The organism is Paenibacillus sp. PDC88 (assembly GCF_900106725.1).
Taxonomy (GTDB): Bacteria; Bacillota; Bacilli; order Paenibacillales; family Paenibacillaceae; genus Paenibacillus; species Paenibacillus shunpengii.
Map to the genome: position 1 here is coordinate 393,768 of NZ_FNNT01000006.1, position 23,058 is coordinate 416,825.

Consider the following 23,058-nt stretch of genomic DNA (forward strand, 5'->3'; position numbering starts at 1 on the left):
TTATTCCGCCTCCCCTTGCTTCTTATTAGAAGGACTGTTGCAGGACAGCGTTACGGTCATTACGACATGGGACACCGATTCCTGCGTCACTTCAAAGGACTGCTCCAGTGTCTTAAAAATGGTATGTACATCCCCTTCTAAGCGTGTAGCGTAATGAATACCTCCGCCGTAGCTGCCATCCTTCTTCGCAATATCAACGACGTTCGCAATCTTCTTCATGTATTCCGGCTCTCCGAGAGCATATAAGGCATATTCCGCTGCTCCTTCGATACGGATGGAGGAGATCATATCTTCATTCATCCGAACGGCATCTTCTGACATGTACACATCACCCGCCGAATCACCCGGACAGCCAATAGAGAAGGTGCCGCTGAACACTACGTGCTCGCCTGTCTTGGCTGCATGCAGATAAATCGCCTTCATAACGTCAAAAACATGCTCAAGCCTGCCGCGTACGCAGGTACTTACATCACCGGTCTCTGTCCATACCTTGGAGGTATCCGCCTCTTGGATTGCACCCAGAATAATATCAACAAATCGATCACTCATCGGATACAGTGAAAAACGACAGCCCACAATCCGACTTGTTCCACATACTTCTGTACTCATTTCTCCATCTCCTCAAGTTTGAATTGTTGAAACAACACAAAAAAGAGCTGCACCCCTAAGTGAGTGCAGCTCAATAAAATGTGATGCCCAGAATATGGTTTCGTCTGAACTGAAGCTTATGTCCAGATCAGATGCCGGTTCCGGGCCTATATCATTTCATATCCCCGCACTTCCCCACGCTAGTATGATCTAGATCGGGTGTAAAGGGTTAACCGCCATCGTCCATATCATCGACGTATTGGTCTCTCAGCCAGTAAAGGCACCCCTAGTGCTGTATTTCGATTATGCTGTTCCAATCGTAACCCATTATACTGCTTTCTCCTGTTTTGTAAAGACTCGATTGTCTACACAAATTGTTAAACATGAATTATGATATTTACAACAAAGGAGGGCTCCACATGCTGGGTATTATTAACTTCGAAGTATTTCTGATCTCGTCCATCCTGCTCAATATTACGCCAGGGCCTGATACGATGTATGTTCTTGGCAGAAGTGTGGCTCAGGGGAAGCGGGCGGGCATTGTTTCGGCGCTTGGCATTACCGCGGGGGGCGTTGTGCATACACTGCTTGCTGCGTTCGGTTTATCCGTGATCTTGATGAGCTCTGCTGTTCTGTTCAATGTCATCAAGGTTATAGGTGCAATTTATCTAGCGTATCTCGGCATTCGAATGCTGATCGACAAGGCATCGCCTAAGGCTAAGTCTCATGGTGGACCTGCAGATATGCCTTCCGAGTTATCGAATTCCAAAATATTTACGCAAGGCCTCTTCACGAATGTAACCAATCCTAAAGTCGCCATGTTTTTTCTCGCATTTATGCCGCAATTTATTGCCCCGGGCAGCGATGCTTCGCCACTGCCTTTTGTAGTGCTTGGTCTTACATATTGCTTGACCGGAGGAATCTGGAGCATCCTGATCGCCGCCTTCTCGTCCACAGCAACGGGTAAACTGAGAAATAACGTCAAGATGAAGACGATCCTTAACAAAGCTACAGGGTTCATATTTATTGCAATGAGTATTACGCTGCTCAGAACCAAAGCTGTAGAGTAGCAGATAACAGCCTATCTTCTACCCTTCGGGTTGCAATAAGCCGTATCATACAGTAAACTGTCAGGATACAATGTAGCTTGAAAGGAAGGCTGATACCATGGAGATCCCTTCATTAAATAGAATCAATGAGCTGAGTCGTAAACAGAAGAAGGAAGGCCTTACACCGGAGGAAATCACCGAACAGAAGGCACTTCGTGAGGAATATTTGAAGGCCATCCGCGGACAGGTATTGTCCACCATATCCGGACTGACCATTGTAGATCCGAATGGAGACGACGTTACACCAGAGAAGCTCAAGCTCGAGCAGCAACAGGATAAATCCAAGCTGAACTAAAGTAAAAAAGGATAGAATCGAGTACCCGTTCAACAGCGGGTATGTGCCGATTCTATCCTTTTCTTTTATGCAGGATTATCCATGCTAGATCGCTAGTATTTCGCGGATTTCTTCCTCACTTAAGGCGGATGAGGATTCCTGTCCAGGCTGAATCACTTCTTCAATGAGATTTTTCTTGCGCTGCTGAAGCTCGTACATTTTGTCCTCTACGGTTCCGCGGCTCACCAGCCGGATAACCTGAACCACATTCTTTTGTCCCATCCGGTGTGCCCGGCTCGCTGCCTGTTCCTCTACCGCAGGATTCCACCACAGATCATACAAAATGACAGTATCAGCCCCCGTCAAGTTAAGTCCCGTACCGCCGGCCTTGAGCGATATAAGGAAGAAATCCTTCTCCCCTTCGTTAAAGCGCTGGCACATTTCAACACGCTCTTGGCCTGGTGTCTGTCCATCCAGATAAAAGAACGGAATACCCTGAGCTCCGAGCTCCCTGCCGATGATGCCCAGCATTTCAGTAAATTGAGAGAAGAGCAGCACCCTTTTGCCTGCACTCCGGCTTTCTTCGATGAGCTCCATCAGCTGCTCAAATTTCGCTGAGCTGCCCTGATAGCCCTCCACGAACAGCCCTGGATGGCAGCACAGCTGTCTTAGCCGGGTCAAGCCGGCCAGAATCTTGATTCGATTCTTGTCGAACTGCTTCTCGCTCAGATGCTTCACGGTCTCAGCACGCAGCTTGGCCAAAAAGGCAACATAGAGCTTCTTCTGCTCGGTCAGCAGCTCGGAAGTGTGCAAGGACTCGATCTTCTCCGGCAGCTCCGCAAGAACATCGGCCTTGACTCTGCGCAGCAGGAATGGACGAATTCTACGGGCAATAGCTTCTCTTGATAACTCGTTGAAGGCTTTTCGCCCCTGGAACAGCTCCGGAAATACAACGTCAAAGATGGACCACAGTTCTTCAAGGCTGTTCTCGATTGGTGTCCCGGTAAGTGCAAACCGGTGTCTCGCATTTATCGCTTTTACCGCATGTGCGGTCTGTGTTGCATAATTCTTGAACGCCTGCGCTTCATCCATAATAAAAGCATGGAAATGCCGTTCTCCATACATTTCCGCATCCATACGCAGAAGCGGATAAGATGTGATAAGTACATCCGTTGCCGTGTGCTCGCGGATGAGCTTCAGCCGCTCCGTCTTGCTTCCGTCTACGATGACGGTCGTGAGCTCTGGCGCAAATTTCTCAAGCTCATTCTTCCAATTGTAAATAAGAGAGGCAGGCGCTGCGATCATCACAGGCTGCTTATGCTCTCGAATGGATTGAAGCTCAGACACGATGTAGGTGATGCTCTGCAGCGTTTTGCCGAGTCCCATATCGTCTGCCAGAATACCGCCAAACCGGTAGGAGGCTAACGTCTTCATCCATTGATATCCCTGCTTCTGATAGTCTCGCAGAATAGGAGCCAGCCGGGCAGGAACAGGGAAATCCATATGTTCAGGATGGGCGAGATTCTCCATGAATTCCTTCAATCTGCTGCCAAACTGTACTTGGTCTCCCAGATCCCGGTCCATCACACGGAGTCCTGCAGCGACTGGAAGCTTCATGATTCCGTTCTCGATCTCTCCCTTGCGAAAGCCCATATCGTTCATGAGTCTCACTATCTCTTGAAAGGCAGGTGCTGACAAGGGCATGAGCGCCCCATTCGACAGCTTATGGTATCTTCTTTTGGCTTCCACGCTCTCGATCACATGCTTGATTTCATTCACGGGTATCCCGTTAATATCGAATTTAAATTCCATCCAGTCGGTACGCTCATCCATATCCATATGAATCTTTGGAGCAATCGGCTCGGACATTACCCTTACCTTCACCGCTGAAGTGGCATACACATCCAGCAGCTGCTCAAGCTGAGGCATCGTGTAATACAGAAAATCAAATTCCGCATCCTCATTCTCCAGGTAATATCCGGATTCCGTCTGGGTAAAATCACTCGTTTGCATGAGCCGGATAATTTGTTCCTCTTGCGGCTTATCCCGAATAATGATCTTGTTCTCTGGGAGCCTTGCCTTCTCCTCCAGCGGATTGATCACGACATCTCCGTACTGGAACTCGAGACTCGCCAGCAGCTTGTCCCGAACGCGATCCAGATACAGCCTTGCTTTCAGCGGCACCTGAATCATATGGCTGGACACTTCCTCTGCCAGGTGCACTCGCCCAAGCCGCATCAGACCCGGAACGACCTTCTCCATGTAAGGGCTCATCTGTTTGGCAGGTATCGTAAGCTTGGGAATATGAACACGTGAGAGCTTCTCCTGTAATCCCGCGATCTGGCTGACGGATTCCTCCGACATTTTGTAGAAAATACCGTTCTTTAACGCCATCCGATATTCCGGCAGGATCAGTACATCGCGAATCCCCATAGCCGTCAGCTCATAGCCTGCGCCTGTGTCCGTCTTCGTAAATTCAAAATCCAGGGGCAGCAGGCTGTCTGTACAGGATACGCCGCTGAAGATCTGCTCCTCCTGCTGCGTATATGCCTCTGGTACTTTCTGAAGGAGGGGCGCGATTCGCTCCCATGCCAGCGGAGGTATCAGCAGCAGCCTGTCCTGATTTCTGCCACGTCCGGGATAAGAGTTAATCGATTCGTGATACATCTCCTCCTGACGCTCCAATTGGATGAGCTCTTTCAACACCGCTTCGTCATGAGGTCTGAAATAATGAGCTTCGGGGTTATAAGTAAAATTTTTCGAGAAGACATACGATCCCCCATGCTGCATCCGGCTAAGAAACTGCTTCATCTGCTGAACGATATACAAGCGCTTCGCTCCAAGCTTCATCTCCAGCCCGATCATCTGCTTATTCAAACCGTAAGGAACAGGCCTGATCAAGTACTCTATGCGAAGAGGCTCCCTTGTCTCCATAATATATTTGGCTGCCGGACTCACTCGGCTCGTGCTGCTGAAGAGGGCAAGCACATCCTCTATAAGCTGCTCCTCACTCGCTTCTCTGTGGAAGCGCGGGGTTAAACGTCCCTCTGGAACGACGGTCTCGGGATGAAGCAACGAAGGGTATGACTTCACTTCAATCCGCCCCTCCTGCTGCATCTCGCTGATCTGAAGAAGGACAGCCGCAATATGCTTGCAATAATAATTGTAATTGGTGTAGGCAGGGCAAGTGCACTGCGCTTCCACATCGCCTCCGGCATTCATATGGATCGAGACATCATATTTATTTTTGCCGCCGCCTTTAACTACCGCCTGAAAATTGCCAGCCGATGCGTCCGATAGCGTAACACCAACCATGCCCGCATTATAGTATTCCTCACCACGTTCATAGAACTTCTTGCCGCACAGCAGTTTAATTTTCTTCCGATTCAGCATTGTCGTCATGTCGCTTTGTTACCTTCCTTCTGGCCTTCACGTTTCAATTCTTGTAACTGCAATGATACCATTAATGCGCGACAGTTTCACTTCATAAGTCTCTTCCTAAATTTGATGTACAGCAAAAAAAGCACCGGACAATGACAAGCCATAGTCTAGTGCTTTCGAGGATAGAGTGATTGCTCCCATAACTTTGTTCATAAAGTACTTTAACAGCTTCTGCCCGGCAACATCCTGTATATTGAATTGAATTAAATTTATGCCCTGCCAACTAAATATTTCATACCCTCGAACGCTGCTAACAAAATGGGTCTTACCTTGTCCTCAGCTAACGGCTCTCCTGTAACTAACAGACGGTAAAATATCGGACCGTAAAGCAGATCAATACTAGAATCTACATCCAGCTCTGCACTCAGCTCACCGCGTTCGATCCCCTTCCTCAATATTCCTGCGGCTTCCGCGCGTCGAGGCTTAACATAGTATTGCCTAAATACTTCGCTCAGTGTTGAATTCCCCTGTCCATGCCCAATCAGCTCAGAGATCACTTTTCCTTCCTTGCCCGCCATATATAATAATAGGTTCATCGCATGAATTAATATATCTTCCTTAACCGATCCTGTATCCGGTACAGGCAGTCTGCTAGCCGCTCCCTTAAAAAAACTATCCGCAGCAACAGCAGCTTTATTAGGCCACCATTTGTATATGGTGACTTTACTCACTCCTGCTTTCTGAGCGATTTTTTCAATCGTTACCTCTTCAAATCCACTTTCAAGCAGCAGATCATAAGCCGCAGTCAATATGGAATGCTCAATCGTCACATCTCTTGGGCGTCCCTTCTTCGCCAATCCAATCCCCCCGTTCAATCCTTTGTTCTTTGTTCCAGTATAAATGAAAAATTGGGTATTTACAAAACGCTGCGTTCAGTATATATTTTGTTCAACGATTAAGTGAACGATTCGTTTACTTAATCTAAGCATGTTAAAGGAGAGAATGATGATGAATGAGGACGTTATTACCAAACAAAGCAAGCTTTCTACTGCGATGATGATTCTTTTCGCAGCCGCATGCGGTCTGATTGTCGCTAATCTATACTATTCTCAAACTCTTGTAGGTCCCATCAGTACAGAACTGGGCCTATCCACTGAAGCTGCTGGACTCATCGTAACTTTAACCCAAATAGGCTATGTGGCCGGGCTGTTATTCATTGTTCCTCTAAGCGACAAGCTTGAGAACCGCCGTCTTATGATCTCTGTTCTCTCTATTGTAGTCGTTGCACTCATCGTAGCAGCCTTTTCTAAGCAATCCCCTTTGTTTTTGACAGCAACCTTTTTCATCGGAACGGGTTCCGTCGTTGCACAAATTCTTGTCCCTCTTGCAGCACACTTGTCCAGTGAACAAGAACGCGGCCGTGTGGTAGGCAACGTCATGAGTGGGCTTTTACTCGGGATCATGCTGGCCCGGCCTGTCGCAAGCTTCATTACAGACATCTGGGGATGGCGGATGATTTATGTTCTGTCTGCTGTGCTCATGACTCTATTGACCATTTGGCTCTCGCGTTCTTTACCCCGCAGAAAACCAGAAAATAAATTAACCTATCTCAGCCTTGTCGCCTCGTTAATTCAATTATTCAGAAAGAATCCGATATTAAGACGGCGCGCATTCTATCAAGCCTGCTTATTTGGAGCTTTCAGTCTCTTCTGGACCGTCGTCCCTCTCAGACTCGCAAATGACTTCGGATTTACACAAGGCGGTATTGCTTTATTTGCCTTGGTCGGTGTTGCAGGAGCAATAGCCGCTCCTCTTGCTGGAAGATTAGCCGATAAAGGGCTAACTAAGAACCTGACTCTCACAGCACTCTTAACCGCAACGGGTTCCTTTCTACTCATTGCCTTGCTCCATGATCATTCTTACGTCGCACTCGTGCTGCTATTCATCTCAGCCATCACACTGGATATGGCTGTGTCCGGCAACCTGGTTGTCAGCCAAAGGATAATATACTCTCTCGGAAATGAAGCAAGTGGGAGATTGAACGGAATATTCATGGCTATCTTCTTCATTGGCGGGGCAGCCGGTTCATTCCTTGGCGGTCTAACCTATGCATTCGGCGGCTGGATATGGAGTGCGTGGCTTGGTGTTCTGTTACCGTTGTTTGCATTCCTTTATTTCCTGACAGAATATAAACAGCAACATAAGCGTTGATTCCATCATCGATTCACGAATCTGCATTTAAAAACAAGAAACTCTAATTAACCAAGTTTCTATTTTTCCAAGCATATAACACCTGTATGATGAATTAAAGATAAGAGAAAGCCCCGATGACTACATTCATCTGAATGCATCCTACTCATCTGATTATGGAAGGAAAGGAGGCAACATTACTTGAAATCGATTGTACAGCTGCTCCATTTTGGATATCATCAGGCGATGAGCTGTATCTTCCCTGTCGCGATCTTTGCAACGCTGGCCATAACCAGTGTTATTGAGATTCCTTTCCTCTACCGGTACGACGCCATTCTATTGATATTGCTCGCTGTGCAATTTTTCATGTACCGCAGCGGACTGGAAACGATGGACGAGATCAAGGTCATCTGTGTATTTCACGTCATTGGCTTAGTACTGGAGCTGTATAAGGTATGGATGGGATCGTGGTCCTATCCCGAGCCTGGATATACGAAGATCTTTGGTGTTCCTCTCTACAGTGGATTCATGTATGCAAGTGTAGCCAGCTTTATGTGTCAAATATGGCGGAGACTGCGAATGGACATGACAGGATGGCCGGGAACGCTGTCGTCGATGCTGCTAGGGGGAGCCATATATCTTAATTTCTTCACACATCATTTCATCCCCGACTTTCGCTGGTGGCTGACTCTGCTTGTGTTCATTGTGTTCTGGAAGACATGGATCATCTATCGGGTACGGGCTAAAACCTACCGAATGCCTTTGACGGTTGCCTTCCTTATTGTGGGCTTCTTCATCTGGACAGCGGAAAATATTGCAACGTTCTTCAATGGATGGAAGTACCCTGATCAGCATGACACCTGGCAGCTTGTGAGCTTCAGCAAGATCAGCTCCTGGTTTCTCCTTGTGATTATCAGCGTCATCATTGTGGCTCAGCTGAAATATGTAAAAGCAAATCGGAACATAAGAAAATCATAAAAAACGGAGCAGGGTCTAATCCCGCTCCGTTAAGTGCTCCGTATCATTTTCAATTGTTGTTTGCCATTGGCCATTGATATTCTCCAATTTATGAATGCCTGTATAGGAAGCCGGGAACTTATTATTCTTATTCGTCCATTCTAAGTCTTTCAAAATATGATATACGATATTAATAACCCCGCCATGAGTTACCACAAGAATGTTCTCCGTATGCTGCTTGGATTGTTCTTCGCATAAGGAATTGAAGGTCTCTTGAATTCGCATGTGAAATTCCATTGGGCTCTCACCGCCAGGATACCTCTCATCCATTTTTAAGCTTGAAAAATACAGCCCTGGGAATCGTTCGTTGACAATTTCATGAGGCATTCCGGCAATAACTCCGTTATTCATTTCTCTCCAATCCATGCTGCTTTCGACGGACAAATTCAGATCCTTAGCCAGTTCATTTGCCGTATCCAGTGCTCTCTGCAAGTCACTGCTAACGATCCGATGGATTGGATGAGTGCTCTTGTTATCTTTTAAATACCTGCCCAGTTTCTCTGATTGCCTATAGCCTTCAATATTCAGACCTCTTTGACTCCAGCCCCCACGATATCCTTCATCATCGGCACCATGCCTTACAAAATAGATTGCCATTGTTCTTCCCCCTAATTTCAACGTGGTTAGGTTAGTTATTCTTTCAAGCAAGCTAAAATTGAACACCAACTATACTAACACATATGGAAGAAATTAACTTATATTTATGCAATAACCTTAGTTCCTCTCTTTGTTAGTAATTTTCCAATTCTGTTTCTATATCTTGAATTAAAGGATCGATGTCCAATACTGCAGAATCTTCATTATTAAAGAAAATTGAAGGTTTAATGCTATCCTCTTTGATTCGGGGCAGAAACTCATCAATGAACTCCGTTAGGTCCATTGCCTTGCTCTTATAATTTTTCCAATCCTCAATGGCACATGCCTCTGCAAATTCTCTTCTAGGCCAAAAGGGAAGTAACAAATTCCCGTTTAAGTCCGTTGTTACAGCCCATCCATTATCGTACAGCCCCCATACTTCTTCATAATCAGCGATTTTCTTAATAAAATATTCGTATCGCTTTTTTGCAGGTAATTTGAATACCGCTTCAAACTCTTTATTGTTCATATGGCCTCCAAACTTTTTACATATAGGAATTTTAACTTTTCCTCATTTCATACGTTTTGTATAGAAAGGAGTGATCAACTTGTTTTTCTTTATATGGTTTTTCCTCATTGGTATTCTGGCACTTGTCATGGGGATTCGAGCCTTAAGAAAACCTAATTCTTGGCCATTCAATAGATTTGTCGATGAACATGGCGAAACTGATCTGGTTAATGTGAAATTTAGGGGGATTTTTCTTCTTGCTTATGGCGTAGTTTTTACTATCTTATCTTTTCAGCAGCTTATTTAATAGCATGATATTTCGGTGCACGGATTGCAAGGTAACTTCCTTCATAATCCCGTATATTGAAGCATGGTCCTGAATTTGAGATGACCTACGATCGCGGCAACCGCTTATATGAGATTGAGGTGTGGATTCCTGTCGTGAAGAAGCCCGGCGCTTAGTAAAAGAGAGCAGCACCAGTGACTGTCACGGTGTGCTGCTCTCTATTTTTGTCCCCAACACAACCATCAACTAATTTGCCTGCGAACTCCTTCTAATTGCTGACACAACTGCTCAAAGCTATCTGCTGCCGTTTGATGAGCTGTGTCGATAACGATGCGGTCTCTGTCCCAAGCGTCATACTCCCGATGTATGACCTGCTCCCACGCTGGAAGAACGAGGCCCGGAATATCTACTACACGCGTTTCGACTCGCTGCCTATGTTCATTTTCGTCAGAGCAGACTACTTCAACTTCTACAAAAGGAGCTTTAACCGACTCAGCTGCATTGCGCCAAGCTTCGCGTGTGATTGGGATCGGATTCACCGTATCTGCAATGACGTCGAGACCAAGCCTGAGATTCTGGGAGGCCAAGGCATAACACACAATGTAGCCTTCCGGTCCATCCACCTTCGCTCCAGCATCCCGCATAGCCTGCTCTACAACATCCACCCGGAGATACACTGCACGTAACTCACGAGCCAGCATGGAAGACAACGTCGACTTCCCGGTAGCTGGCAAACCGCTAAATATATATAGCAACAAACCCACCTCCTAATAAATGAATCCTTTCTGACAATGAAATGAATGGATATCTCTTATTCAATCATTAAAACATAATTTACCTCTCTCGTCTTTTCTCTCCATGCTCTAATGCAGATGTTTTTCTTTTGCTGCAGCAGACATATGATTCATCCATCGACTACCCCAGCTTCAACAACCGCAGTTCTGCATAAAACCCATGACAGAAGTACATTTATTACGAATTAAGTATTTTATTTAAAATACTACCTTGACTGTCAAAGTACTTTGATGTACTATACAGTTAACGGAGGAGATAAATATGAGTAAGAACAAGATTACCTCAGATTTACTTCGCGGACACACGGATACCATGATATTACGACTACTATCTGAAGCTGACCGTTATGGATATGAGATCGTCAAGATGATTGCCGAGCGCTCGGGAGGCGAGTACGAATTAAAGGAAGCGACAATGTATTCAAGCGTCCGGCGACTAGAGAATGATGGAGAGATCGAATGGTACTGGGGTGACGAATCTCAGGGTGGAAGACGTAAATATTTCAGAATTACCGAGAAAGGCAAGGCGATCTATGTCCGCAACAAAGACAACTGGGAATACGCCAAGCGAGTACTTGAAAATTTATTATAAGGAGATGGTTGTTATGAACGAGAAGCTGACGAGTTACTTGAACAGTGTGTTTGCACCCTATGATGGAGTGAAGAGCGTTACCGAATTAAAGAGCGATCTGCTCTTCGATCTGGAGGAGCGTTACCGTGAACTAAAGGCTGAGGGCAAGGATGATGAAACTGCCTTTGCGCTGACCATTGACAGCATCGGAGATATTGAACAAACCGTGATCGAGGTGGCTAACCTCTCCCGCTCGCTGGAGCGGCAGGTAGTGACCAACTTAAAGGCGAGCAACCTGCCTCAGAGCGATTTTGCCGGCGTCACCGCCCACAAAGGAAATTTCTCATCAAGCGTTTTGCAAGGATCTGACTTCACGAATGCAGATTTGGCCGGCAGCTCGTTTCATTCTAGCAATGTACGCGATGCGATATTTGACGGAGCAAACCTTACAGACTGTAACTTTTCCACACTTGATCTTGCGAATGGCCGCTTCCATAAATCGATCCTTGTACGTACCAACTTCAGCAAGTCGTGGCTGGCCGGTGCCAAATTCTTAAATACAAGACTGATGGACGTCAATCTGAGTATGGCCTACCTTAGAGAAACTACTTTCCAAAATTGTATCTTCGACGGAGCGGACTTCAGTAAATCGGATCTGGGAGGCATGTGCTTTGACGGGCAAACGTTTATCGGCGTTAAATTTGACAAAGCGGGGCTGCACGAGGTCTCGTTCAAGGGCGCTACACTGAGGAATGTGTCATTCCAAGGGTTCCCGCTGTCCAAGAAGTATTACCGAGCCATCAAAACGATCAATTTTGAAGGTGCAGTCATGGATAAACTGACTTACGCATCGCTTAAAGGCCTAGAAGCCGATTTGTCCAAAGTGACAGTTCGATAAATAAGGAGGAGAAAACGTATGAGCAGCATATCTATTAAGGTTACAGGTCTTCAAAAATCCTACAAGCAGCATCAAGTCCTAAAGGGGGTAGATTTTGAGGTTGAAAAGGGCAGCATCTTTGCCCTGCTCGGCTCCAACGGGGCTGGTAAAACAACAACGGTCAGAATTCTCACAACACTGCTTAATCAAGACAGCGGAACCGCGAAGGTGAACGGATTCGATGTAGCTGCTAATCCTGATAAGGTACGCCAGTCAATCAGTCTAACCGGACAATTTGCCGCCGTGGATGAAATTTTGACCGGACGAGAAAATCTGATTATGATCGCCAAGCTGCGATATCTCAAAAATCCACGCCAGGCAGCTGCTGAGCTGCTGACACGTTTTGGCCTGACCGATGCAGCCGACCGCAGAGTGTCTACGTATTCCGGTGGAATGCGGCGCAGACTGGACATCGCCCTGAGCCTTGTGGGAAATCCGGAGGTTATCTTCCTGGATGAACCAACCACCGGACTTGATCCGGAGGCGCGCATCGAAGTGTGGAAGACGGTAAAAGAATTGGCTGACGGAGGCAAGACGGTGCTGCTCACCACGCAATATCTGGAGGAGGCAGAACAGCTTGCCGACCGAATTGCCATATTGCACGAGGGCCGGATCATCGCGAGCGGTACGCTTGCCGAGCTTAAACAGCTGTTCCCATCTGCAAAGGTGGAGTATGTCGAGAAACAGCCTTCACTCGAGGAAATCTTCCTCGCCATCGTCGGAACTAAGGGGGAAAAGTAAAATGGAAATGACAAAAAAGCACTTTTTCAGCGATATGGGTGTTATGCTTGGCCGTTCCATGCGGCATATTTTCCGAAGTATGGACACCATCATCACCGTCTGCATTACACCTATTGCCATGATGCTGCTGTTCGTTTATGTATTTGGCGGTGCAATCCAAACCGATACCGATAACTATGTTAACTATCTGCTGCCCGGCATCCTGCTGATTGCGATCGCCAGCGGTATATCTTATACGGCTTACCGTCTGTTCCTGGATAAGCAGCGAGGCATTATTGAGCGGTTTAACACGATGCCCATTTCCCGTTCCGCCTTACTCTGGGGGCATGTTCTAACCTCGGTCGTATCCAATGTTCTATCTGTTATCGTCATCATTCTTGTAGCGCTTATTATGGGTTTTCGCTCGCAGGCGGGTATACTCCCTTGGCTTGCAGTTGCCGGAATACTCATCTTGTTTACACTGGCTCTAACCTGGGTCGCGGTGATTGCCGGACTGTCCGCAAATTCAGTCGAAGGTGCAAGTGCCTTCTCCTATCCACTGATCTTCCTGCCATTCATTAGCTCGGCGTTTGTTCCCACCGATACGATGCCGACGGTTGTTCGCGCCTTCGCTGAGAATCAACCGGTGACTTCGATCGTCGAAACCATCCGTGCGTTATTGTCCGGTACACCCGTAGGCAACGATATCTGGGTTGCTCTTGCATGGTGTGTCGGGATTACCATCGTCTCCTACTTCTTTGCCATACGAGTTTACAAGAAACGAGTATAATTAGGATGCTTGAATAGTAAATGGAGCACTTGCCAATCCGGCAAGTGCTCCTTTTTATTATATGAATATGACAGTCATCGAACCATGTGTAACCTATATTATGTCAGTCATCATAACGTAAAGTAAAGACTAGCGCCCACTCTGTCTCGCCTAAGGATTCCTGTGTCAGATCCATCATATATATTTCATTGGTGCTTGTCGCTTGCATTGCGAATACATAGATTGGCTGATCGAAAGTATACGATTGTGGTTCTGTATGATCCACCAGCCCCTTTGTGGCCAATTCGGTATCCAACTCAATATTGAAGGTGGATAGACTCGATCCCGAGTTGCTAGCGTTGTTCACTTTAATAATAGCCGTTTCTTTATCTTTCTCTATTCGCAACGATTCAATTGAAATTATGATCTCTGTTTCTTTAATACTCTGTCCATCCAGACTGGAAAACAAATGCCCCACTGATCCTATCGTCTCCACCTTCTGGCCCTTCTCCCAGATGTCTATATCCAGGCGAGCATTCGGCTTCTCCCCCTCATACTCTAATTTAAAAGCGCCAGACATCATGCCAAGGAAAGGTCTTAACTTTCTCACTTCTCCTTGGGACAGATCAACCGGAGTCAGATGTATGCTCGTAGTGTTCGGAATCTCGGGTAAAGGCTCATTTTTCTCACTTATACACCCTGTCAGAACGACTATGCAGATCAGAATCCACCATCGAAGCCGCAAATACTCACCTTCTTCTTTTTTTATTCATCGCTCCTATATGTATGTTCTAATTCCATTATAAAGGGTCCATTGCCCATAAGATTCCAATTTTATCATTATCTAAAGCGATAACACCTGTATCTATCGTATTCCATTTAGATTTGCTTATGGTTGCCCAAGAGTAGAGCTTAAAAAGCTCACCGTTCGAGTCAAAATGTCCATTTGTATAAAACATCACTTCTGGCTGAAATTGATCTACAAAATAGGCACTTAACTTCTCAGCCCATGGCTTACTCGGTAAATCAATATTGTGAGTCATATTTGTAGAAATGGCGTAAGTAAGAATTTTTGCTGCATAAGCCTTCCCGATGTGTCTGAAATTCCATACATTCTCGCCATTATGTCCCATCTGCTCTATGAACGATTCCAGTATACGATCTTTCTCCAGTTTACTTCTTAGTTCATAACCGTATGTGACTTTGCCTCCATCTCTTTTTGCTAATAGACGACGGAATTCCTCTTCACTTTGTATCATTTTGGGCTGGCCCTCTCAATCTGTACAATGTCATTAACATAACTTATTGCTCAGCTAGCTTAGTATCTAATGAAAGAAGATCCACACGAACGATTCCCACACTTTTATAGCCTAATGCCCTACTCTATGCCTTTCTATCTCAATGATTTGATAGGCTTCGTTCACTATAAAAAATAGAGACATGATGACAATGGAGATACCTACCCAGCGAAGAAGCACTGATTTTCGTCCTCTTTGTTTGATCTTACAATAAGAAATACTCCAACTGCTAACAGTAGTGCAGCGACAACAAATATCAAGCAACCTCCCCCTCCTGGTGCGACACTGCTCATTGGCGTATGCTAGCCGTAAGCGCACAATTTCATCATTGCACCGTCAAACATGATTTCCAAAGTCACCGTTATGTGCTTAATGCTGCGATTCTCTATACCAAGCAAGCGCAAGCTGCTCCATTTCTGTTACATAAGCTTTTTTAGCCGGGCTGTACTCACTTGTATGCTCATAGCGCTGAACCAGTTCCTCTTTAAATCTGCCGTATCTTTCTGCTTCCTCAGGATGACTTCTCAAATAGTCTCTAAATATAAGATGCCTATCTATATGCGAATTGCCTGATTCGTAAAAGTGAATATGATGGGTTCTATGCTCTCCGCCCTTGCGAAACAGTCTTCTCCCCGGAATTCCCCATTCCCCGGCAACATCATATCCTAGCGAGAGCATGGTATCATTGAAGCGGTCAACTCGATCAATCTGATTTACGATACAGATCATATCAATTACAGGCTTGGCCATTAAACCGGGAACTGCGGTGCTTCCAAAATGCTCAATGTTTATAATCTCACCCTTGAATATTGTCATTAGAAAGTCGGCCTCTTCTTGAAACAGCCTGCTCCATGCCTCGTCGTAATCACTCAGTCTCACTTTCATACCATCACTCCTCAAGATAATCAGAGTACTTATCAGCTGAAAGATAACACTCGCTGCTTCTCTTCATCAAAGAGATAATCGTACTTTTTAGTCTTAATCCATAAAATTAAGTTCTGAATTTGATGATGATCATCTTTATAACGACTCAAAAAATCCAAAGCAAGAATCAAATCATCACTTGCCCACTTTCGTTTTCTGTTCACCATCTTCTTAACCCGATTACAAACCGCATCAATAGCTCTCTCGTCACCATGATGATGAATAGCAGTCACAGCATAGGATTTTACAGCAGGTGAAGGATCCTTTAAGGCTTCAACAAAGATCGGAAGATGCGAAGAATCTCCCAGCGCATCCAGTGCGCGAATTACTGAACTTCTTACCTCACCCTGATCGTGCTCCAATCGAGTGAGAAGATGAGGAATCGATCTGGCAGAGCCTGCCTCACACAAGGAGGCCATTGCATAGCAGAGATCGTTCACATCGCTCGAGTTCATTATTACTCCCAGAAGAGCTGTCTCGCTGGCTTCACAATTGCATTTTTTCAAAGCCATAATTGCTGAGTGTCGAACTAGCCAACGACTATCTTGAATCCATTTTATAATAGGTGTACATTCCGGAACCTTATCCTGCTCAGCGATTTGATCAAGTATTGAGCTCAAAGTATACTTGTTTGTTTCGGTATCAAGCCGTTCTATTAGAACATCAACAACACGGCTATCACCCGTATTTGATCCGATTTTACCAAGCATAAAATATATATTACGTTTAAAACTCTCTTCTTTGCTGTTCTCTTCTAACAAACGATGGAGAAATGGGATCACAGCTGCATCCGTTAAGCCTTCAGCAATTCGGGCTGCATTCCAAGCGGGGGTTCCCTCATTAGTCCAACTTCTTTCGTCTTCCCTATACATTAATTCATGGCCTGACATTTGATACAACAGCTCAAGCAATTGTTGATTGTTCATGGTGCAAGCTCCTGATTCTGTTCGATATATGATGTTTCAATTATACCAGGTCCTCCTTGTTTACCTATGTTTGCCCCCTCTTCTTTTCTTCAAAAAGATCATCGCTGCTACCGCCAATATAACAACCAGTATGCCGCCGATAAACATCTCCATGTCATAGTCTTTGTTCGATATTTGACTCATCTCATCTGCAAGATTGACTTCATTTCCTGCCTTTCTCCCCTGGCCCAAAAATTCCAAATCCTGCTCAGCTTGCGATATTTCTGCTGTACGGCTGCATAGGCTTGTGTAGAGATCGCTATTCTCAACTCTGTAGCTGTACACAAGATAGGTGCTTCCTGCCTCAAAATTGATGCCGCACGAATTCTCCTCACCCTCATCGTATACAATGATTTGTGATTCATTAACACCCTTCCATGTCTCTTCAATATCCATCAGATTCGCATCCCTGTATTCTATCGTCCCTCTGACGCCTTCCTGAATACGTTCCTGCTTGATCTCAAGCACTTTACCTGTATATACTGCTTCAGCATGTTCATAAGCTTCATTTGGTTCAAAGCTTACACAGTTACAGGCAAAAGCCTTGTCTGCATGGAAAACTCCATAAAAATTTATCAATAGCGCAGCTGCGATGATAGCAATTACACACTTCTTCACTCTATCAGCTCCATTAATTTCTAAATATTCCATCTTCGTTATATAGACGATTATCAGATATGAAAGGTTTCGTTCCATTCCTGTTATAATCCGCTCTTTTGCATTAAAAAAAGAGGAACCGGCATACTGCCAATTCCTCAATTCTATTTGGGTATTTTTGCATCATTAGTTCTAGCTAATCTATACAAGCTCCCTATTTAATAACAACATAGTCCAAATTCACAAGCTTCGCATAGGTTATGATCTGATCGGTGGTGAGGTTCAAGGATACAACGGTATGGTGACCGCCGCCGTTCTCAATCCACGCTTTGACGCCATCCTGGAAGTTCGGCTTCACATTCCACAACACACGGGCAACAGGAAGCTTAGGCGCAGGCGTTGTTGGCTCAAACAAAGATACTTCGTTAATGAGCAGCTTGTAATGTGTGCCGAAGTCAGCCATCGATACGACAACACCTTCTCCTGCCTTGCCATCGAACACAAGACGTGCTGGATCTTCGCGATCGCCGATACCCAGTGGAGAAACGACAACTTTAGGCTTGTTAACCGCCAGTGTTGGATCTACCTCAAGCATGTGAGATTGAAGTATGGATTCCTGACCTGCCGCGAGCTCATAAGTGTAGTCTTCCATAAAGCCGGTAGACTCGTTATGGCTCATGACTTTGAGCAGACGATCCAAGGCTGCTGTCTTCCAGTCGCCTTCACCCGCAAAGCCGTAGCCTTGGGCCATCAGGCGCTGTACCGCAAGACCCGGAAGCTGCTTCATGCCATGCAGATCCTCGAAGTTCGAAGTAAAGGCATTGTAGCCTCCTTGATCGAGGAAACGCTTAAGGGCAATCTCATAGCTCGCTTGGACTTTGACACTGGCTTCCCAATCTTCCTTGCTGTAAGTGCCATAATCAAATTCGTACAGCTCCGCATATTCACTAAACAAATCATTGATTTCTTCTTCAGTTACCTCATTGACCACTTGCACAAGGTCGCCGATGCCAAAGTAGTCCACTGTCCATCCAAATTGGATTTGAGCCTCTACCTTATCCCCTTCTGTAACGCCAACGTTACGCATGTTATCGCCAAAGCGGGCTACTCTGATGTTGAAGCTCTCGTTATAAGCAACAGCGACGTCCATCCAATCTGCAATTTGCTGCTGCACTTCCGGACGTTCCCAGTAGCCAACTACAATTTTATTTTGTTTGTTCAGCCGTGCATTGATAAATCCATACTCGCGGTCACCATGTGCTGCCTGGTTTAAGTTCATGAAGTCCATGTCAATAGTTGCCCAAGGGATGCTCTCGTTATATTGTGTAGCCAGGTGAAGCAAAGGCTTTTGCAGCAGCTTCGTTCCACGAATCCACATTTTTGCAGGTGAGAACGTATGCATCCAGGTAATTACGCCGGCAACCTCGTCACGATAGTTGACTTCCTTCATAATGCTTGTAATTTTGTCTGCACTGACTGCGAGATCCTGCAGTACAAGCGGATAAGGCAATACGCCGCTGTTATTCAGCGCATCTGTCATTTCCTGTGCGTGTGCCTTCACTTCGGATAGAGCTTCTTCTCCATACAAGTGCTGTGAACCTACGACAAACCAAAATTGTTTTGCTGCTGCTGACATATGTTCATCCTCTTTTCTATAAGTTGTATTTTATAATTTCGGGCTCTGCCCCCTGCTTTACTTCTGTCCGTAATAAGCGTCTTTACCGTGCTTGCGCAAATAATGCTTGTCAAGAATACGCTGTGGCAGCTCTGGAGCGAAACGGTTTAATTCTCTGGCAAACAGATTCATCTTGGATACTTCCTCCAGCACGACACTGTTCATCACCGCGGACTTGGCATCCTTGCCCCAAGTAAAAGGTCCATGTCCCTGGAGCAATACACCAGGGATCGACATGATATCAATACCACGCTGCTCGAAGGTTTCGATAATGACGCGACCTGTCTCTGCCTCGTAACCACGATCCACTTCCTCCTGGGTCAAGAAACGCGCACATGGAATCGATCCATAAAAAGTATCCGCATGAGTTGTTCCCATCACAGGTACATCAAGTCCAGCCTGAGCCCAGACCGTTGCCCACATGGAATGCGTGTGTACGATGCCGCCGATCTCTGCATAGTGCTTATATAGCACGGCATGTGTCGGTGTATCAGAAGAAGGTCTCAGTTCTCCCTCAACCACATTGCCATCCAGATCCACAACGACCATATCGCTGGCCTTCATCGTTTCATAGCTGACACCGCTCGGTTTGATGACGAATAATCCGCTCTCCCGATCAATTGCACTAACATTACCCCATGTATATTTTATTAGACCTTGTTTCGGCAAATCGAGGTTCGCCTGGAACACTTCTTCTTTCAGTTGTTCTAACACCTTGGTCCCTCCTATTTCACACTAAATTGTCTACAGCAGCCTGCTCAATGACAAGCCCCTTCTTGTATCGCTCGATAAAGACCTCAAAGCCCTTCACATCCGCTGCATCCGGACGAATCTCTTCTTCTTCCACATCGCTGAATACTTTCTCATCCAGGAAATTCTCCAGACTCTCTTCACCGTTCTTGTTCAGGAGGTATGAAGCGAGAACCGCCATCCCCCAAGCTCCACCTTCTCCGGCCGTCGATGTAACCGATACGGGCACGTTAAGTGCGGCTGCCATCATTTTCTGGCCGACAACCGGCGTCTTGAACAATCCGCCATGAGCCAGGATGCTGTCGATCGCAACATTCTCTTCCTTCGTCAAGATGTCCATCCCGATTTTTAGAGCGCCAAATGCAGTGAACAGATGGACTCTCATGAAGTTGGCGAGATTAAATTTGCTCTCCGGGGAACGTACGAACAGCGGGCGTCCCTCTTCAAGACCTGTAATATTTTCACCGGAATAATAGCCGTAGCTCAGCAAGCCTCCACCGTCAGGATCAGCCTCCAGCGCTTTGTTCAGCAGCACGCTGTACAGCTTCTCTGTATCCATCTTTTGCCCGGCTGCTTCAGAGAACTCACGGAACAATCCGAGCCATGCGTTGAGGTCACTTGAACAATTGTTCGCATGAACCATACCCACTGGACTGCCGTTTGGCGTCGTAACCATATCGATCTCCGGGTAAACCTTGGACAGCTCCTTCTCCAGGACGATCATGGCAAAAACAGATGTGCCTACCGAGACATTACCCGTACGCTTTCTTACACTGTTCGTCGCCACCATCCCTGTACCCGCGTCCCCTTCCGGTGGACACAAAGGAATGCCTGGCTGTAAATCTAGTGTTGGGTCCAAAATCTTGGCCCCCGCTTCGGACAGCGCGCCTGCTGCTTCGCCTGCAGAATATACCTTAGGCAGCAGGTCACTTACCTTCCACGGATATCCTTTATCTGCAACCAGCTCATTAAACTGCTGGATCATGGATTCGTTATAATTTTGCGTAGATTCATCGATGGGGAACATGCCTGACGCATCCCCGATGCCAAGTGCTTTCTTTCCTGTCAGCAGCCAGTGTATATAGCCGGCCAAAGTTGTCACGAATCGAATCTGAGGCACATGCTCTTCCTCATTTAATATCGCTTGATAGAGGTGAGCAATGCTCCAGCGTTCAGGAATATTGAACTTGAATTGTTCCGTCAATGCTCTCGCCGCTGCCCCTGTTGTTGCATTGCGCCAGGTCCGAAACGGAACGAGCAGTTTATCTGAATCGTCAAAAGCCATATATCCGTGCATCATTGCAGAGAAGCCGATCGAACCGACCGTTTGGAGGGTCATTCCGTAATTCCGTTCAACCTCCTGCTTCATCTCCCGGTAAGCCTCTTGCAGACCTGTAATAATATCGTCCAGGCTGTACGTCCAAAAACCATCCTTCAGCTGATTCTCCCACTCGTAGCTTCCAGATGCGATCGTTTGAAACCGTCCATCAATAAGAACAGCCTTGATCCGTGTGGATCCAAACTCAATACCAAGCGACGTTTCTCCCTTAGCAATCGCTTGTTCGATGCTTACTTGACTCGACATTACCTTGGTCACCTCTCTGGCAGCGCTTCATTATTAGATCATTGTAAGAAGGCGCTTTCTAAATTGACAGGTATAGTATATTTTTTGTACGTACATTTGTCAATATTATTAGTTATATATACATACAAATATGGACATAATATATTTTTGTGCTTTCTTCTAAATCGGTCATATAAAAAGCTTTATCGAAGCGTTCTGGCATGAGTTTACAAATATAGTGATACCTTGCTAGTTCTACCTAAATACAGCGCACGGTAATTTAAAATAGGGCCTTCTCTTTATTTATTTCACATTCATGCTATAATTTGTACATACAAATTTGACAAAAGAACGATTAACATAGCGAACAAGTGTGGAAGAAGGAGTTACATGAAACCAAAGTATCAAGTCATCATTGATGATATAAAGAGTAAAATACTATCCGGAGATTATAGCGTAGGAGAACAAATTCCTACGGAGTCTGCTCTGCAATCGATGTATGAGGTCAGCAGACAAACGGTTCGGAAGGCGATCCTGGAGCTATCTAACGAGGGTTTTTTGCGGAGTGAAAAGGGGTCCGGCACCTATGTCAGCAACCAATATCGGCTGAGAACAGGCGGGGGCTCTAGTAAAAAGACGATCGGTGTCATCACAACCTACATCTCTGACTACATCTTCCCCTCTATCATTCGCGGGATTGAGAGCAGACTGAATGAGGACAATTATTCACTCCTGCTGGCCAGCACTAACAATGATGTGGCACAGGAGAAAAAGGCGCTGGAGATGATGCTCTCCTACGGTGTGGACGGACTGATCATTGAGCCTACCAAGAGCAATCTGTACAACCCAAATATTGCATATTACCTGTCATTTAAGGAACAGGACATCCCCTTTATTATGATTAATGCCTATTACGAGGAGATTGATGTTCCTTTTATGTGCCTCGATGACGTGCAGTCCAGCTATCTGGCGACAAAAGAAATGATATCGAACGGACACACTCAGATCGGACTCATCTCCAAAATGGATGATTTGCAAGGAAAGTATCGGATGAAAGGCTATATCAAAGCACTTGGAGAAGCCAAATTACGCTTTCACCCAGAGCTCGTTTTTTCCTTTGATACGGAGACGAAGCAGGCGCTATCGAGCAATCTAAAGGATTTTCTGGATGTGAATAGAGAAGTACTGACCGCTATCGTCTGCTATAACGACGAGGTTGGTCTTGAAGTGGTTCATGCGTGCAGACAATTGGGAATCTCAATTCCGGAGGAGTTATCCATCATCGGTCAGGACAACTCCTATATCGCCAAGAATGCGAACATCCAGTTAACGACGCTGACTCACCCTCAGGAAACGATGGGACGCGATGCCGCCGACTGGATCATTAGGAAATTACAAGGCAAAAGAGACTTGCCGGACAGCACGTACTATCAGCCCGAGCTGGTTTACGGTGAGACCGTTCAGAAGAGATAAACCCGAATTTCGAAAGCCTATAATAACGGGGCATTGTTGCTAGAAGGTCAGCATCAGCCATGCAAAAATGTGGATAATTTCCCGTCCGTCCG

General features: G+C 45.9%; 24 protein-coding genes and 1 riboswitch. Of the genes, 10 read left to right on the forward strand and 14 right to left on the reverse strand.

Annotated features, from left to right (window positions below; translation table 11 throughout):
- Positions 1-609: a YkoF family thiamine/hydroxymethylpyrimidine-binding protein gene (locus tag BLW49_RS19665; RefSeq protein ID WP_090726328.1), complete on the reverse strand. Its 609-nt coding sequence runs from the start codon at positions 607-609 to the stop codon at positions 1-3.
- Positions 610-763: 154 nt separating this feature from the next.
- Positions 764-886: riboswitch (TPP riboswitch) on the reverse strand.
- Between the two features lie 121 nt (positions 887-1,007).
- Between BLW49_RS19665 and BLW49_RS19670 the strand changes: the two genes are divergently transcribed.
- Positions 1,008-1,658, forward strand: a complete 651-nt coding sequence (locus tag BLW49_RS19670; protein ID WP_090726330.1) for a LysE family translocator — start codon at positions 1,008-1,010, stop codon at positions 1,656-1,658.
- Between the two features lie 97 nt (positions 1,659-1,755).
- Positions 1,756-1,992 carry a DUF896 domain-containing protein gene (locus tag BLW49_RS19675; RefSeq protein ID WP_076312214.1) on the forward strand — a complete coding sequence of 79 codons (237 nt, stop codon included), beginning with the start codon at positions 1,756-1,758 and terminating at the stop codon, positions 1,990-1,992.
- Positions 1,993-2,076: 84 nt separating this feature from the next.
- Here the strand turns inward: BLW49_RS19675 and BLW49_RS19680 are convergent, their stop codons facing one another.
- Positions 2,077-5,373, reverse strand: a complete 3,297-nt coding sequence (locus BLW49_RS19680; protein WP_090726332.1) for a DEAD/DEAH box helicase — start codon at positions 5,371-5,373, stop codon at positions 2,077-2,079.
- A 248-nt stretch (positions 5,374-5,621) separates the two neighbouring features.
- On the reverse strand, positions 5,622-6,209 hold the full coding sequence (locus BLW49_RS19685) for a TetR/AcrR family transcriptional regulator (protein ID WP_143042140.1): 588 nt from the start codon (positions 6,207-6,209) through the stop codon (positions 5,622-5,624).
- A gap of 151 nt (positions 6,210-6,360) precedes the next feature.
- On the opposite strand from BLW49_RS19685, the gene BLW49_RS19690 reads away from it, so the two are divergent.
- Positions 6,361-7,563 (forward strand): MFS transporter, encoded by a 1,203-nt coding sequence (locus tag BLW49_RS19690; protein ID WP_256209848.1) that lies wholly within the window; start codon positions 6,361-6,363, stop codon positions 7,561-7,563.
- Positions 7,564-7,743: 180 nt separating this feature from the next.
- On the forward strand, positions 7,744-8,520 hold the full coding sequence (locus tag BLW49_RS19695) for a DUF817 domain-containing protein (protein WP_076312218.1): 777 nt from the start codon (positions 7,744-7,746) through the stop codon (positions 8,518-8,520).
- A gap of 15 nt (positions 8,521-8,535) precedes the next feature.
- On the opposite strand, the gene BLW49_RS19700 is transcribed toward BLW49_RS19695, so the two are convergent.
- A complete protein-coding gene (locus BLW49_RS19700) occupies positions 8,536-9,156 on the reverse strand; it encodes a histidine phosphatase family protein (RefSeq protein WP_090726336.1) in 621 nt (206 codons plus the stop codon).
- 133 nt (positions 9,157-9,289) lie between these two features.
- Complete coding sequence (locus BLW49_RS19705) at positions 9,290-9,664, reverse strand: DUF2750 domain-containing protein (RefSeq protein ID WP_090726338.1); 375 nt, start codon at positions 9,662-9,664, stop codon at positions 9,290-9,292.
- 79 nt (positions 9,665-9,743) lie between these two features.
- Here BLW49_RS19705 and BLW49_RS19710 point away from each other — a divergent pair, with 79 nt between their 5' ends.
- A complete protein-coding gene (locus BLW49_RS19710; protein ID WP_090726339.1) occupies positions 9,744-9,950 on the forward strand; it encodes a hypothetical protein in 207 nt (68 codons plus the stop codon).
- Between the two features lie 221 nt (positions 9,951-10,171).
- Here the strand turns inward: BLW49_RS19710 and BLW49_RS19715 are convergent, their stop codons facing one another.
- Positions 10,172-10,684: a P-loop nucleotide/nucleoside kinase family protein gene (locus BLW49_RS19715; RefSeq protein ID WP_090726341.1), complete on the reverse strand. Its 513-nt coding sequence runs from the start codon at positions 10,682-10,684 to the stop codon at positions 10,172-10,174.
- 301 nt (positions 10,685-10,985) lie between these two features.
- Between BLW49_RS19715 and BLW49_RS19720 the strand changes: the two genes are divergently transcribed.
- The 4 genes from BLW49_RS19720 to BLW49_RS19735 are packed head-to-tail and all read left to right on the forward strand — an operon-like array spanning position 10,986 to position 13,741.
- Complete coding sequence (locus BLW49_RS19720) at positions 10,986-11,315, forward strand: PadR family transcriptional regulator (protein ID WP_090726342.1); 330 nt, start codon at positions 10,986-10,988, stop codon at positions 11,313-11,315.
- Positions 11,316-11,328: 13 nt separating this feature from the next.
- On the forward strand, positions 11,329-12,192 hold the full coding sequence (locus BLW49_RS19725; protein ID WP_090726344.1) for a pentapeptide repeat-containing protein: 864 nt from the start codon (positions 11,329-11,331) through the stop codon (positions 12,190-12,192).
- A gap of 18 nt (positions 12,193-12,210) precedes the next feature.
- On the forward strand, positions 12,211-12,972 hold the full coding sequence (locus BLW49_RS19730; RefSeq protein ID WP_076312226.1) for an ABC transporter ATP-binding protein: 762 nt from the start codon (positions 12,211-12,213) through the stop codon (positions 12,970-12,972).
- Between the two features lies 1 nt (position 12,973).
- Positions 12,974-13,741, forward strand: a complete 768-nt coding sequence (locus BLW49_RS19735; RefSeq protein ID WP_076312227.1) for an ABC transporter permease — start codon at positions 12,974-12,976, stop codon at positions 13,739-13,741.
- 103 nt (positions 13,742-13,844) lie between these two features.
- Here the strand turns inward: BLW49_RS19735 and BLW49_RS19740 are convergent, their stop codons facing one another.
- The 8 genes from BLW49_RS19740 to BLW49_RS19775 form a co-directional block, all read right to left on the reverse strand.
- On the reverse strand, positions 13,845-14,465 hold the full coding sequence (locus BLW49_RS19740; protein ID WP_090726346.1) for a hypothetical protein: 621 nt from the start codon (positions 14,463-14,465) through the stop codon (positions 13,845-13,847).
- A 55-nt stretch (positions 14,466-14,520) separates the two neighbouring features.
- Positions 14,521-14,979 (reverse strand): hypothetical protein, encoded by a 459-nt coding sequence (locus BLW49_RS19745; protein ID WP_090726348.1) that lies wholly within the window; start codon positions 14,977-14,979, stop codon positions 14,521-14,523.
- A 408-nt stretch (positions 14,980-15,387) separates the two neighbouring features.
- Complete coding sequence (locus BLW49_RS19750) at positions 15,388-15,903, reverse strand: GrpB family protein (protein ID WP_076312231.1); 516 nt, start codon at positions 15,901-15,903, stop codon at positions 15,388-15,390.
- Positions 15,904-15,935: 32 nt separating this feature from the next.
- The gene (locus tag BLW49_RS19755) at positions 15,936-16,868 is read right to left on the reverse strand and encodes a HEAT repeat domain-containing protein (RefSeq protein ID WP_090726350.1); all 933 of its coding nucleotides are present in this window, start codon (positions 16,866-16,868) and stop codon (positions 15,936-15,938) included.
- A 60-nt stretch (positions 16,869-16,928) separates the two neighbouring features.
- Entirely contained in the window at positions 16,929-17,525 is a 597-nt protein-coding gene (locus BLW49_RS19760) for a hypothetical protein (protein WP_177178801.1), read from the reverse strand.
- Positions 17,526-17,718: 193 nt separating this feature from the next.
- Complete coding sequence (araA, locus tag BLW49_RS19765; RefSeq protein WP_090726354.1) at positions 17,719-19,140, reverse strand: L-arabinose isomerase; 1,422 nt, start codon at positions 19,138-19,140, stop codon at positions 17,719-17,721.
- A gap of 57 nt (positions 19,141-19,197) precedes the next feature.
- Positions 19,198-19,893 carry an L-ribulose-5-phosphate 4-epimerase gene (locus tag BLW49_RS19770; RefSeq protein ID WP_047913373.1) on the reverse strand — a complete coding sequence of 232 codons (696 nt, stop codon included), beginning with the start codon at positions 19,891-19,893 and terminating at the stop codon, positions 19,198-19,200.
- Between the two features lie 16 nt (positions 19,894-19,909).
- The gene (locus BLW49_RS19775) at positions 19,910-21,514 is read right to left on the reverse strand and encodes a xylulokinase (protein WP_090726356.1); all 1,605 of its coding nucleotides are present in this window, start codon (positions 21,512-21,514) and stop codon (positions 19,910-19,912) included.
- Between the two features lie 369 nt (positions 21,515-21,883).
- On the opposite strand from BLW49_RS19775, the gene BLW49_RS19780 reads away from it, so the two are divergent.
- Positions 21,884-22,966: a GntR family transcriptional regulator gene (locus tag BLW49_RS19780; RefSeq protein WP_090726360.1), complete on the forward strand. Its 1,083-nt coding sequence runs from the start codon at positions 21,884-21,886 to the stop codon at positions 22,964-22,966.
- Positions 22,967-23,058 lie beyond the last annotated feature (92 nt).